We start from the raw sequence: 13,849 nt of genomic DNA on the forward strand, positions 1-13,849 counted from the left end.
AAGACGTCTGGCGTGCCTGCGAGCTGAACTGGTCAGATCAGATGGACATGCAGCGTCTGTGGTCAGATCTGGAGAGCAGAGCCGACGCAACGCTGTTTCAAAGCTGGCCCTGGATCAGTAACTGGTGGAAGGTCTGGGGCGAGGCGCTTGGTCTTTGTCCGGTAGTCATCGGGATCTGGAAACATGATCAGCTTGTTGCCATGGCGCCGTTCTATACGCGTGACTATTCCCTCATGCCCGGGTTGAGATTGAAGCAGTTACAGATGATGGGCAATGTCTGGCGTGGAGCCAATACTGTCCGTTCGGAATACACTCGCCCCCTGACTGACTCAAAGTTTGAGCGGGAACTCCAGGGCATCCTGGCCGAGGTGCTGGGAAAGCTCAAATGGGATGACATGGTGCTGCCGGATGTTGAAGAATCCGGTCCGGCAACCTTCTGGAAAGATGTCGATGCCTACACTGTAATCAGACAAGAGGATACGAGCTGGTTTGTTGATACGCACGATGGTGACTTTGAAGGCTATCTGTCTTCCCTTGGCAAGAATACCCGGTTGAAACTTTACAATCGCAGGCAATGGGCCAATGACCGCTACGGCATGCTTCACGAATGGATTGATCCGGATGACTTTCATGCAGTCGCACGATTCCTGGAACAACTGAATGAATTTCATGTGACACGCTGGGGTGCGCCGGCCTTTGATCTCAGGGCTACGGCATTCCATTTGGCCATGATACAAGCATTGCCTCCCGCCCATGTGCGTTTAGGTGTATTACGTGCCGGAGATCAGGTCGTATCCGTCAGTTATAATCTGCAATACCGTAACACACTCTACAATTTGCAGTCCGGCTATATCGAGGATTTTGATCGCAAATTGTCTCTGGGAACCCTGCACATGGGGTATGTGATTGAGTGGGCTTTTCAGATGCATGAGGTGGCCAGATATGACTTACTGGCCGGGGAGGGCAAACGAACCGCTTACAAAGGACATCTGAGCACCCATGACACATCGTTCCTCACTGTCCAACTGGTTCGCCATCCACTATTTCGGTTAGGGGTTAAGCTTTATGGGCGCGCGCCCCTGACGGTCCGCCGGTGGTTGCAAAGAACCCTCAGGCCCTATTCCGGCTGAATTCCGCGCACTGCCATAGCCGGTCTGGCACTCCATCTTTGCAAAAAATCCGGCATGGGTAATCGAAGTGCTCTGGATTCGAGAAAATGCCAGCTGATCGCAGCCAGAGACAGGGTGACCATGAAGGAGAGGATGAAGTTGCTCAGAACCGCACCGCCCGTCAATGCGAAAATGATTTGCTGAACCGGATAACCGTAGATATAGGTGCCATAAGAATAATCCCCCAACCTGTTGTAATGGCGTATCCAGCCTGAAGGGATACAGGCCAGCCAGAAGACAAGGTATGGCGTGAGGACCGCCAGTGCCATGCGCCTTGCTGCCAGGTTGTCTGTCAGGAAGCTGAACACAATAAAGCCTCCAACCATGGCACACAATAACGAGGCGCGCAGCGGAATCTGCTTGCGATACAGCCACGCAGATGAACCGGCGAAGAAAAAGAACACAAAACGCAGCGCTTCAGTCCAGGAGGCAAGTTCAGGCACTAGCCTGGAGTAGGCCAGGGCAAAAAGAATCCCCGCCCCCATTGAAAGCGCAAGCGTCAGCCCGCGTCTGTACAGCAACCCTGTCCAGCCCAGTGCAGCCAGCAAAAGGTACATCTTGAGTTCGTACGGGAGTGTCCAGAGGGGGGAATTGATATCTGCAGAAGGATGGGCGGTAAAGACACCGGGCAGATCAGTCTTGACGCCCTTGATCAGCAAGGTCGTATTTTCAAGCAGGTATTTCAGGGTATCCAGGTGCAGTAAGTATTCTTTCAGGCGAAGTTCCGTAAACAACGGGCCGACGATCAATGCGATGACAAGAGTCGATACCCATAAGGCAGGATAGATGCGCAGAAACCGCGCATAAAGAAACCGTAAAAGATTCTGACGTGCATGCCAGCTTTTGCAGATCAGGTAGCCGCTGGTCACAAAAAAGAGATCAACAGCCCAAGAGCCGAAAGACAGGCCGCTGAATTGATAGAGCGGTTCTGCCTGGCCGTGACCGGTAATCCCGAAAGCATGCGTGAAGATGACGAGAGTTGCTGCGATCATCCGCAACAGATTGAAGTTGTTGTCACGGCCTTCGGAAAAATCATCAAGCGTTGTGTTGGGTATTTGGGTTTTCATCATGTTGATCATACAACCAAAAAGGGGTGACGAGTCACCCCTTTTCTGATCAGTCCGGCTGGTGTCAGGCAGTCTTGCGACGACGTGACAGGCCAAATCCGGCAAGGCCGAGGCCGAGCAGTGCCAGTGTGGCAGGCTCAGGCACCTTGGCGGTCAGTGCGCCGATATAGAACTGAGACGCGTTGGTGAGTGTCTTGAACTCGAACTGCTTGCCATACAGCATGCCTGCTGAGTTCAGCTGAGCCCAGGCACCACCGTCAATCCGCACCTGAATGTCATTCGGTACGCTGGCATAAACGTTGTGGTTTTCATCAATCAGGCTCAGAGCCTGAATTTCGACGTCATAATTGAAGTCGAGGTTCAGGACTTCATGATCCGTCCCGCCGTGAACGGTGACGTTGTCATCGCTGCCGGGCTGGCACTGGTTGCTGGCGTTTACGACGCTACACACGCCCAATCCGGCCAGACCATAATCAAGGTAAGCATAGTCGGCATTACCCTTGGTCATGGAGCTGGAGTAGGCCTTCAACGTGACGCCACTCAGTGTCCAGTCAAAGGTCTGAAAACCGTTTTCGCCAGGTGAGGCCGCTGCCGCGTTGACCGCCAAAGGAGTTCCGTCACCGAGGATGCCATTGAAAGTACCACCAGCCCACTGGCCGGCCAGCGGCGATGCTGCAACGCCGGAATCGGTCAGTTTCTGGAAATCGTAGGTGACGATGATGGGTGCTGCATTAACCGCAGATGCCGCAATGGCAAGTGCTGATCCTGCAACAAGACTCTTTAAGGTTCGTGCGTTGTTCTTCATAACTTCCTCGCTGTTTCTTCGTTGGTGAGCGTACATCCTTATAAGCAGGTATTATGCCATTAAAAATATTTGTTTAAAAAGCATAGAGATAGCGTTTTGTGAAACAGCGAAGATTTCGCGTGATGTAAAGATAGCTGACAACAAGAACGGGCCTCTGGTTGCCGAGGCCCGCTGTTAGCCGGTTTCAGGGGATGGGTCAGAAAATGTCCTTGTAGCCTGAATTTGACAGTTCGCTTTCCAGTCCATTCACATCCACGACGCTGACTGCGAAATACCAGCGGCCGGTGGGAAGATCCGTAAACTGCTGCATGGTTTGGGTGGCATCAGTGATATAGGCCACTTCTGTCAGATTGTTTTCACTGGTGCCCTTGTAGATCTTGTAACCCGCAATATCGGTCAGGGGCAGGGCAGAGCCATCCTCCCGGGTTTCCGGAATGGTCCAGGTCAGGGTGGCGGTAGTATCGACCTCTACGGTCAGGGTGGCTGCCGTGCTTTCCACGCTGCCGGCTTCGTTACTGACGACTACGCTGTACTGACCTTCGTCTGCGCGGGATACGGCATTGAGGGTCAGGGTCGCCTGATTGGCACCTTCAATGGTCACGCCGTTCTTTTTCCACTGGTAGGCGAGCGGGCCGGTACCGGTTGCGCTGACGTTCAGTGTGACGGACTGGCCGTAGCCTGCTGTTTGAGAGGCGGGAGGCAGAGAGATCGCTACCGGCTCAATGATAGGCTCTGAGGGGGTGGTAGTGGTGTCTGTACCGTTGCCTGCAGCGGTTTCACTGCCAGTGTTGTTTCCCAGATTGGTGGTCTCCGCCACCGTGCCAGTGTCTGACGTGTTGGGAGTCGTATTGGCTTCCGTAGTTGTGTCTGTAGTCGTGGTACTGCCTGTGCCGTTGTCTGTGGTAGTCTGACTGCCAGTGGTGTCTCCCGGGTTGGTCATCTCCACCGTGGTGCCGGTATCAACCACGACAACCTCTGTCGTCTCGCTGCCGCCGGGCGCCGTTTCTGTCGTGGTCAGACCTGTATCGAATCCTGACACATTGCTGGCGTTGTCGTTGCCAGCGGTGGTTGTCGGAGTGGTGGCCGTATTATCTGCGACGGTCGGTTGAGTCTCGGTGTTCGTCGGCTGAGAGCTGGCTTCATTGACGGCGGCCAGCGCCCAGTCAATCACGGACGCGTCGGCTGCATCCGGCTGGGATTCAACAACTTTGACCGCAACCTCACCAATACGGGTCAGTATGGTGTCTCGCTGGGGAAGTGTGTTCTTTGCTGCGAATGTTTCTGCAAGGTTGCTGACCAGGGCGCCCATATCCTGCTGGCTGTCCGAGAGGCTGGCCAGCGTCGTGTTGAGGATGGAGGCTTTCAGTGACCTGGTGTCCCTGGGAACGGTGACGGTCACGTCTTCAACCATGGCATCCAGCACCTCCGTTTCCACGGCAAGCTGTGCTGCGAGGGCTGATTTGGCAGCCTGAACGGTTTCACGGGTCAGCCCCATCTGATGCCGGCGAGCTTTCCCGACCACGATGTGGGAGAGGGTGGAGACGCTGACCGGCTGGGCATTGCCCTGACTGCGCCAGGCTTCAAGGCGCAGTGATCGGGGCGCGGCCATGCGCTTGCCGAAGGCGACAACGCCTTTGCCATTTGTACAGCCGTCCACGTCATCACAGATCATTTCTGTGGTGTCCGTGGATGCGACCTCGACCAGAAAGTCGGTATCGACGGAGGTATTCAGGGTAAAGGTGAAATGACCGGTTTGGTCAGTGGTAGTCTCCGCCAGTGCCTTGCGGGTATCCGGTACCGCTTGTCCTGCCACGTTCCGGATCGGATACAGTGCCACCCGGGCACCGATGAGTGTGCCCTTGACGGCCTGCCCGCTGACCACAACGGTCTGCGTTGTCCCGTTTTCTGCGCTGTCGCTGATGGCCGTGGCGGTCTGAAGTGTTGCTGCGGTGTCGCCTGTGCTCCCTGCACCACATCCTGTGAGCAGCCATGCCGTGGCTGCCAGCAGACATCCGTTGCGAAGTGTCTGGATGATCTGGTGTGTCTTGAGCATGATGGCGTACCCCTGGTCGGTTATCTCTGTATCTGGCGACCATTTTAGGGATGCAAGCCGATGGTTTATGAACAGACGTCACAAAAGGGGAACCAAAACCGCCGAAAATTTGACATTGTTTTGCAAAATGACGTTGTGTGTCAAAGTGTTACTTTTTGGCTGGATGATACGGATGTGGCGTTACAAAAAGCAAAGGCGCCGACGGGCGCCTTCATGGGGGACGGGAGCATGACTGCGGTCAGTTGAACTTGCTGCGCAGTGCCTGTGCGCCGGATGAATCTCCGGTTTTTTCGAGGGCTTCGGCCAGATGAAGTGCAATCTCCTTCACTTCGGGGGCGGCGTCATGGGCCTTTTTGAGAATTTCCCGGGCTTGTTCCGGCTGGCCCTGCCTGAGCAGGATGTAGCCGTAGGTATCGGCAATGGCAGCGTTGTTCGGCAACAGTTCCCAGGCCTTGCGGGCTGTACCCAGCGCATCGCCCTTGCCAAGCTCCTGATAGATCCAGGCAAGGTTATTGAGGGCGACGGCGTCATTGGGGCGGAGCTTGATCACCTGTTCATAGAGCTTGCGTGCTTCTTCAAGGCGCCCTTGAGACTGGTGGTTCATGGCCAGCAGGGTGAGTGCCTGCGGGCTTTGCGGATCCTTGTTCAGCCAGGCTTCCAGTTTGCTGACGGCTTCTTTGGGCTTGTTGGCCGCCTTGAGTACCTGATACATCTTCACGGCCAGTGTCTGTGAGGGTTTCTCATACCAGCCGAGCTGATAGGCATCGGCAGCCTGCTCGAATTGTTTTGCCTCTACCAGAAGGTCGCCTTCCAGCTCATAGGGTGCAGATTCGTGAGGGAAGCGTTCCTTGGCCTGTCTCAGCACCAGCAGGGCGTCGCTCTGCTTTCCGCTCGCCGCCAGTATTCGCGCCTTGAGCAGCCAGGGGCCGAGCTTGTCCGGAAAGCGTTCCAGGGTGGTTTCGGCGATTCCCAGTGCTTCGTCGTATTTCTTGTCGTTGAGCAGTGTACCGATATGCTCGACATTCAACCGGAACAAGGCTTCGTCCAGTGTATCGGTGCTGCCCTTGAGCGTTCTGGCCTCTTCGATCAGTTGCTGGCCGCGTTCGAAATCGCGGAGATGGATGGCCCGGGTGATGACAGGCAGCATGGGTGTCACATTGCCCGTGGCCTTCGCAATTTCGATCAGTCTGGCGTCTGTTTTTCAGCCCCCTGATCTGTTTTGGCGGCAGCCCTCACATAACTGCGCAGCAGTGAAATGTCATCAGGGTGTTTGCGCAGACCTTCTTCGGCCAGTTTCAGCACGGTTTTCCAGTCGTCCTGGAGTTCGAGATTCTTCAGGCGGTTATGCCACGCCGAGAGATTGTCCGGATCCTGTGCAATGGCCTTGGCGTAGGCCCCATCGGCTTCGCGCCATTTCTTTTGCTGAGAATACAGCGCACCCAGTGCATTGTATCCCTGCGCACTGTCCGGATGGGTCTTGAGCCAGCTTCTGACCTGCTTCTCGGCCTCGTCGAACTTGGCCAGGCTGGCAAGCGCAGAGACGCGCAGGCCCGTAATATCCCAGTCTCCGTTGTCCTTGATCTGGTCAATCAGCGCCAGTGCTTTGGTCGCCTGTCTGTCCTGGATATAGACCTGTGCCAGCTTCTTGCGCAAATCGTCGTTGGGTTTCTGGCGCAGTGCGGCTTCAAGATTCAGGATGGCTTCGGAGGTGTTGCCGGAGTGAGCCGAGGCAATTCCCATGAGGGTCAGAATGTCCGTATCCTTGTCATCCACCTGTCTGAGCAGAAGCTCAGCCTGCTCATATTGATTCAGCTTGAGCTTGGTGGTGGCCAGCGCCTTGGTGACTGCAACCGGGTCGCTGGACGGGTCCGCGTAGCGGCTGAGATATTCGTCTGCGGCCTTCCAGTCTCCCTGCCGAACCTTGACCATGCCCATCAGGATGCCCGCTTGCTTGTATCCCGGAGCCATATCCAGCAGCTTCCCGAGATTGTCCTCCGCAGCCTTGAGATCACCCTTTTCATAGGCTGTCAGCGCGGTTGCATACAGATTGCGGACGGTTCCCGGTGAGGATTTGTCGAGCTGTTCCTGATAGGCGAAAGCCTCGCTGTGCTTGCCCTGGGCGCGAAGCACTTCAATCAGGCGGGAAATGGCGGTGAATTTTCTGGGGGTCATGACGTCCACGCTGCCTACCTGATCCAGCAGGGCGACATAGGCTTCTTCTGCATCGGCCCAGCGCTTTTCCAGATCGGCGAGTTGGGCATTCCAGGTCAGCACTTCAATATGCATCGGTGCTGCGCTCCTGGCCTTGTCGAGCAGGGCGTGGGCCTTGTCCGGTGCCTTGCGGCCCCACTCGATGCGGGACAGCACTATCAGGGCCGGAGCATTCTGCGGATCACGCTTGAGGACTTCATTGGCCAGATGTTCTGCCTTGTCCAGCTGGTTCTGTCTCAGCGCCCATTGCGCCTGCAGGGTCAGCATCCGGACTTCTTCAGCCTTGGCGGGATGGGTGAGCCCCTTGAGCGCCTCTTCTGCTTCATCAAACTTACCCAGCATGCCCAACGCTTCAGCGAGACCCAGCCGCGCCTGATTGAGCTCACTGTCAGAAGCGCCTTCCGGATTGACTTCAATCAGTTCCCGGTAATACTGCGCGGCCCGTGCGGCATCTCCGGAATCCAGAAAGATGCGGGAGACAATCAGATAGGGTTCGCGCTGTCCGGGTTTGGATTGAATGGCGCTTTGCGCTTCCTGAAGGGCCGCCTTGTACTGACCTTGTTCCTGATAGAAGCGCGCCTGATCCAGATGACTGAGATAAACCCGGTCTGCTTCCCCGGTGTCATCGGTATTGCTGCTGCAGGCGGTCATTCCGGCCATCAGACTGGCTGTCAAGAGTATGCGGAGCAGGTTGCGGCGCGGCTTCCGTTTCATGAAGGTTCCCTCGCTGGCTTGGAGTAGTCGATTTTGTATTTATCTGTGAGGTTATAGAGTGTGGGGCGTGTGATCCCGAGCAGCCGTGCGGCCTTGGCCATGTTGAACTGGGCGGCCTGGAGTGCAGTCATGATGGCGCGCCGCTCAGCTTCTTCGCGAACCTGGCGGAGATTGAGAACGTCCATTTCACTGACCGTGGCCGGGTCCAGTTCGAGATCACGTGCGCTGATTTTACGGGTTTCGCACATGATCACCGCGCGCCGGACCCGATTGATGAGCTCGCGGATATTGCCAGGCCAGTGATGGCTCTGAATGGCCCGGATGGCATCTTCCGAGAAGCCCAGAATGGTCTTGTCCATGTTGCGGGCCACGTCCTGCTTGATGGATTGGGCAATCAGCACTGCATCGCCGGCGCGCTTGCGCAGGGGCGGTACCTCAAGGACGATCTCGCCAAGACGATAGAACAGATCTTCCCGGAAACCTTCCGATTCCACCATCTTCCGGACATCGTGGTGTGTAGCACAGACGACCCTGACATCCACCGGAATTTCCTGGCTGCCGCCCACACGCCGGATGACGCGCTCCTGCAGAAAGCGCAACAGCTTGGCCTGAAGGGGCAGCGGCATGTCACCGATTTCATCGAGGAAGAGGGTGCCACGGTGCGCCTGCTCGATCTGGCCCTTCTTCTGAGAGACCGCACCGGTGAAGGCGCCTTTCTCATGGCCGAACAGCTCGCTTTCCAGCAGGTCGTGGGGAATGGCGGAACAGTTGATGGCAATGAAGGGGCCATCCTTTCGGGGGCCGAGATCATGCAGACCCCGGGCCAGCAGTTCCTTGCCGGTACCGGTTTCGCCCTGAATCAGGACGGAGACATCGGTCGATGCCAGCTTTTCCACGGTGCGGCACACCTTGAGCATGCCTTCATCAGCGGTAATCAGCCCCTTGATGGACGTGTTGGAGCAACGGTTTTCCAGCTCGGCATTCTTCTGTTCCAGCTCGTGCAGGCGGAAGGCCCGATTGACCACGAAATTGAGAATATCCGCATCGACAGGTTTCTGATAGAAATCACAGGCACCCATACCGACCGCCTTGACGGCATTTTCACGCTCTTCACGACCGGTAACGACAATGACTTTGGTATTCGGGGCAAGGGTGAGGATGTCCTGAAGCAGGGCAAAGCCTTCACTGGCACCACCCGGATCCGGAGGCAGCCCGAGGTCGAGCGTGACAACCTGAGGCTCGACACGGCGCAGAATCGACAAGGCCGTTTCCCGATCCTCGGCCACTTCGACTTCCATATCGCTGAAGCACCAGCGCATCTGGCTTTGCAGTCCCTCGTCATCCTCGACAATCAGTAGCTTCTTGTTCACTCGTGCATCCCTGTAAACTGTAACGAATGGTATTCAAGTGTAACAGCAGATGTCAGCAAGGCAAACAGTCTGAGCGCTCATAGATCAATTTCTCACGCTGGCGCTGCGCGCACCTTGCGTTTGGCTATATGCCAGCGCAGACCGGGTCGGAATCCGAAGGGTGAAACAGCTGCCCACGTTGACCTCGCTGGTCACTTCAAGACTGCCGCCAAGTTTCCTCAGATATTCCCGGCTCTGGTAAGCGCCAATGCCCATTCCGGAGACACCTTTGGTGCTGGCGAACGGTTTGAAGAGTTCATTGCGTATGAATTCGGTATCCATGCCCTTGCCGGTATCCTGCACGAAGATGAACACCCAGCCGGGTGTCTGCTTGACTGATACTTCGATATCTCCGTCCTTTGGGGTCGCATCCTGTGCGTTGGTGATGATATGGGTGAACACGGACTTCAGTTGCTCCGGGTCGGCAATTGTCACGGCGCCGTTGAGATCTCCGGTCAGCCGTGGAACGGGTTGCCGCTGAGAGCAGCGGTCAATGACATAACGCAGAGTCCTGATGATGTCCACCTCCCGGTTATCCTCCTGCTGAACCGGTTTTCTGACCTGCTCAACAATCTTGCTCATTTTCTTCACAGCGTGCTCGGTTGTCTTCAGCATGTCATCAATAAATGCGGGGTTGTTCTTGTGTTTCCCGGCATTGGACAGGAGCAGGTTGAGCTGGGCGATAATGGTCTTGAGGTCGTGAATCAGGAACGCGGACGTTTGTGTCACGGCCTCGAACTGTTTGGCTTCAGTCAGCTGCTGCTGGGCCCGGTAAAGGGCCAGATAGCTGCAGGCCTGCCGTGCGATGATACGGAGCAGGTCGTAGTTTTCCCAGTTCAGCTCCTGCCGGGCATAGGGTTCGGCAATGACAACAAAGCCCAGCAGACTGTCCGGTGTGTGCAGCGGCACGATGAGCCAGGGATTGTGGGATTTGCGGATCACTTCCGGAATCTCGATCAGGTGATATGCCGTGGGATCGCGATTGTAATCCTGGAGGTTGATGATCCAGTCCTGCTCGGTGAAATAACGTACCAGATCCGAGTCCTGATCAATACCGCTGCGCTTGGGGAGTGGTTGGTTGAGTCCGTATCTGAACTCGAAGTTATTGTTGTCATCGCGCACCCAGAGCAAGCCACCCGGGCTGTTGACGGCATTGGCAAGGACACGTATCACAGCGTTTTCGATAGAATCATCCACGATAGCCAGTTCGCGCGTGACCTTCAGCCATTCCTCGCGGTAATCATACTTGTAATCAAAAAAGTGCTGACCAAGAAATACGATCAGTCGTGCCCGCAATCTTCTGGAGGTGGTTACAATGAGCAGACCGATGACCGCCACGCTGACCAGCAGCGTGGCCAGAATGTCAGACCACCCGGTACCGAATTCCTGAATCAGCCATGCGGCCAGAGCGACCAGCATCAGGTAGAGGCCGGCCAGAACCATGACCGTGCCGCGGAAAATGAATTCTCTGGAGACCTGGAATTCAAGGGGTTGCCGTTTGGCGTTGACCAGCGTCAGGGCAATCAGCGGAGCAAGGATGGCGTGAATGATACCGCGGGAATCCCACAGGGCGGGTGAGATCTGGTTGGTCATCATGGCGTCGGTGTACATGGCGCCGTCGTACAACAGGAAGCCGGCCAGTGCGATGCCCAGAAATTTGGTGGATGAGCGATTGAAGCCCCGCAGATTGAGCCAGACCTGCTCGAGCAGAATCAGACCCAACAGGGACAGGGTCAGGTGAAATATGATGAGCGTCTCGGCACCAATCACGAAGGGTATGTTGGGGATGGCTCTGGAGATGCCGGCAAGCAACATGATGGCAATCAGGGCATAAATGCCTGCTGCCAGGTTGCGCTCGGGTCTGGAAAGCAGTCGATAGCGGCTGATGCGGATGTTGAGCATTGCAAAGAGCACTTGCATCCAGGCGGCAGTATGCAGGACTTCGAGCACATAACGCAGTTCAAAGGGGATATTGGCCCCGATCTGCTGTGCGGCAATGACGCCTGACCAGAGGGAGGTCATGAACGTGGCGCCGGTCAGTGCCCGATCGGTGTGGCGGGAATAACGGCTGCGCAGGAAGAAAAGCGTTAGTATCAGATAGGCCAGGCTACCCAGCAGGTAACTGACAGCGCCAAATTCAAGTGTCATGGTCATCCGTCCGTGAAGCGTCTTCCTGTCTCAGGAAGCGGTTTCGTCCAGTATGCAGAACGAGAGAAATACTGTAAACAGTGTGGACGCAGCCAACCAGGCGGGATGCTGAATCAGCAGGGCAAGCAATGCATGAACTCCCCAAAGAAACCGGACACGCTTTTGCTGATACCTGTAGGCTGAACTGTAGCGCCTCAGCCAGCCTGGGGCCTGAATGGATGAGCCGGGCACCGTATATGCCCGGCAGATCAGCTCATGCAGCAACCAGTTTCCCATGCGGCCTCCCGTCATCCGTCAGAAAAGTATAGCCGGCATGGGAACGGGCTGCCCGGATTCAATCCTTCTGGCTGCGGTAATAGCGGAAAATTTCCCCGAGGTTGTAGCGGCTGCGAAATCCGAAAGTCTCCCTGAAGCGTGAGCCGTCAATGACAACCGGGTACTTGAAATAGTTGATCAGATAGGGAGGGAATGACTTCAACCCCAGAACGCGGGCCAGCAAACGAGGAACGGCCGGCGGGATACCGGGCACCGGAATACGGATACAGTTGGCGGCCGCCAGTGCCTCCTGATAGGCCACGCAATCATCCGGTGCGACGTTGTAGATGCCCTTGCGGTTTTTCTCGAAGGCAGTGACAACGGCCTGCGCCATATCCTCGATATGAATGAACTGCATCATCGGCGAAAAACCGGCGAGGACCGGGGCATAGCGGGACGAAAGCAGGGTGGACATGGTGTTCTTGACCCCGGGGCCGACGATGTTGCAGGGGCGCAACACGGTAATGTTCAGCTTGGGGTAGCGCCAGAAGTTGATACTCGCCAGATTTTCCAGCTCGACCGAGTCCACCAGATCCATCGTCAGTTCGGCTGCCTTCAGGGGCGCGGATTCGTCAATCAGCGCAGGGTTGTAGGCATGCGCGCCGTAGACATGGTAGGTGGACAGAATGAGCGTGCGGTTGACGCCGTACTTGTTGCCCAGATCCAGCAGCCGCTGCGTGCCCAGAACGTTGAGATTGTAGCGACTGGCCCGGTTGCTCTGACTGGACATGATCCGGCCCAGGTGAACGATGCCACGAATCGGGTGCTGACGGAAAATGTCCTCGAAACCACGCTTGTTGGCATCTATGCGGTAGCTGGGAATATCCTCGCCCAGATAGACCTGCTCGCGGAAATCCACAGCCACCACCGGATAGCCCTTGTCCCGGAGATCGAAAATGACGCGTTGCGCCAGCGCACCGGCTGCACCGGTGACCAGGACGTGGGGTTTGGCTGCAGCCTGGCGGGTACGTTGGGATTTTGCCATGTCAGAACACCCCGTCCCGCTCGGCCAGCCCCTTGTCGATGAGCCGGCTGATTTCAGCCTTGACCTGTGCCACATATTCGGCGACCTGCGCTTCTGTCAGATCTTCACCCTCGAAATACATGGGCTCTCCGAAATTGAGGATGACCTTGGCCGGCAGGACCGCAGGAAGTGCCACCGGGACATAGGGCACGCCCAGCATGCGCGCCAGCGGCTTGATGTTGCCGATGGCCGGAATGGTTTCTTCACACCCGACCACACCGACGGGGACAATGGGCGCCTTGTGCTGGATGGCAAGGTGCATGAAGCCATGACCAAAGCGCTTGAGCTGATAGCGGTCCTTGTAGAGCTTGCCTGAGCCGCGGATGCCTTCCGGGAAGACGATGATCGCCTCGTCCCGCTGAAGCATCTTGCTGCAGTTGACCGGGTCCCCAAGCACGGCGCCGCACTGATTAAGGAGGTTACCCAGCCAGGGAACTGTCGGAAAGAAGCGCTCGATCATGGCGCGTGCCGTACGGGGTTTGTCCTCCCGGGTGGCCAGCGCGTAACCGATCAGCAATCCGTCAATCGGCAGCTGTCCGCTGTGGTTGGCAATGATCAGTACCGGGCCACTGGCAGGTACGTTTTCGACCCCTTTCGCTTCCGTTCTGAAATAGCGCTCGTAGAAAGGCTTGAAGAGTGCTGCAGCGATCTTGAATGTTTCGAGATTGAAACCCCAGGGGTCATAGCCCATTTCACCGATGGGCTTTTCGTTCGTATCCAGTTTCTTGTCCAGTTCGGTGGGAACCAGAATCTGCTTCAATCGTGTCCTGAACGTCATGCGCTGTCCTTCATGGAGTCCCTTTATTTGTTGTGTGCCGCCTGAATGGCGGTCTATGGTATGTGCGCGGGAAATTGTGCAGAGAGACGTGGCGTTTTGCAAATGAATACCGGTTGCTGACACGAAGATGTAGGTCCGCGCTCCGGAATGACGTCA

Annotated in this window: 11 protein-coding genes; 1 reads left to right on the forward strand and 10 read right to left on the reverse strand. The window is 56.3% G+C overall.

The annotated features are described in order from the left end of the window. The first annotated feature begins 47 nt into the window (after positions 1 to 47). The gene (locus AAIA72_RS03180) at positions 48 to 1,130 is read left to right on the forward strand and encodes a GNAT family N-acetyltransferase (protein ID WP_369602003.1); all 1,083 of its coding nucleotides are present in this window, start codon (positions 48 to 50) and stop codon (positions 1,128 to 1,130) included. Here AAIA72_RS03180 and AAIA72_RS03185 read toward each other — a convergent pair. The 10 genes from AAIA72_RS03185 to AAIA72_RS03230 form a co-directional block, all read right to left on the reverse strand. After that, a complete protein-coding gene (locus AAIA72_RS03185; RefSeq protein ID WP_369602004.1) occupies positions 1,118 to 2,239 on the reverse strand; it encodes an acyltransferase family protein in 1,122 nt (373 codons plus the stop codon). The genes AAIA72_RS03180 and AAIA72_RS03185 overlap by 13 nt on opposite strands. Before the next feature lie 61 nt (positions 2,240 to 2,300). Next, positions 2,301 to 3,041 (reverse strand): PEP-CTERM sorting domain-containing protein, encoded by a 741-nt coding sequence (locus AAIA72_RS03190; RefSeq protein ID WP_369602005.1) that lies wholly within the window; start codon positions 3,039 to 3,041, stop codon positions 2,301 to 2,303. A 196-nt stretch (positions 3,042 to 3,237) separates the two neighbouring features. Beyond that, positions 3,238 to 5,094, reverse strand: coding sequence for an immunoglobulin domain-containing protein (locus tag AAIA72_RS03195; RefSeq protein WP_369602006.1), 1,857 nt, complete (start codon positions 5,092 to 5,094; stop codon positions 3,238 to 3,240). 238 nt (positions 5,095 to 5,332) lie between these two features. After that, entirely contained in the window at positions 5,333 to 6,241 is a 909-nt protein-coding gene (locus tag AAIA72_RS03200; RefSeq protein WP_369602007.1) for a tetratricopeptide repeat protein, read from the reverse strand. A gap of 35 nt (positions 6,242 to 6,276) precedes the next feature. Next, positions 6,277 to 8,019, reverse strand: a complete 1,743-nt coding sequence (locus tag AAIA72_RS03205) for a tetratricopeptide repeat protein (RefSeq protein WP_369602008.1) — start codon at positions 8,017 to 8,019, stop codon at positions 6,277 to 6,279. After that, the gene (prsR, locus tag AAIA72_RS03210) at positions 8,016 to 9,389 is read right to left on the reverse strand and encodes a PEP-CTERM-box response regulator transcription factor (protein WP_369602009.1); all 1,374 of its coding nucleotides are present in this window, start codon (positions 9,387 to 9,389) and stop codon (positions 8,016 to 8,018) included. Before prsR ends, AAIA72_RS03205 begins: the two co-directional genes overlap by 4 nt. 84 nt (positions 9,390 to 9,473) lie before the next feature. After that, a complete protein-coding gene (gene prsK, locus AAIA72_RS03215; protein ID WP_369602010.1) occupies positions 9,474 to 11,576 on the reverse strand; it encodes an XrtA/PEP-CTERM system histidine kinase PrsK in 2,103 nt (700 codons plus the stop codon). A gap of 30 nt (positions 11,577 to 11,606) precedes the next feature. Next, complete coding sequence (locus tag AAIA72_RS03220; RefSeq protein ID WP_369602011.1) at positions 11,607 to 11,852, reverse strand: hypothetical protein; 246 nt, start codon at positions 11,850 to 11,852, stop codon at positions 11,607 to 11,609. 58 nt (positions 11,853 to 11,910) lie between these two features. After that, the gene (locus AAIA72_RS03225) at positions 11,911 to 12,876 is read right to left on the reverse strand and encodes an SDR family oxidoreductase (protein WP_369602012.1); all 966 of its coding nucleotides are present in this window, start codon (positions 12,874 to 12,876) and stop codon (positions 11,911 to 11,913) included. Position 12,877: 1 nt separating this feature from the next. Next, complete coding sequence (locus AAIA72_RS03230) at positions 12,878 to 13,693, reverse strand: lysophospholipid acyltransferase family protein (RefSeq protein ID WP_369602013.1); 816 nt, start codon at positions 13,691 to 13,693, stop codon at positions 12,878 to 12,880. Between the last annotated feature and the right edge of the window lie 156 nt (positions 13,694 to 13,849).

Origin of the sequence: Thermohahella caldifontis (assembly GCF_041153465.1) — a bacterium.
Classification (GTDB): Bacteria; Pseudomonadota; Gammaproteobacteria; order Pseudomonadales; family Oleiphilaceae; genus Thermohahella; species Thermohahella caldifontis.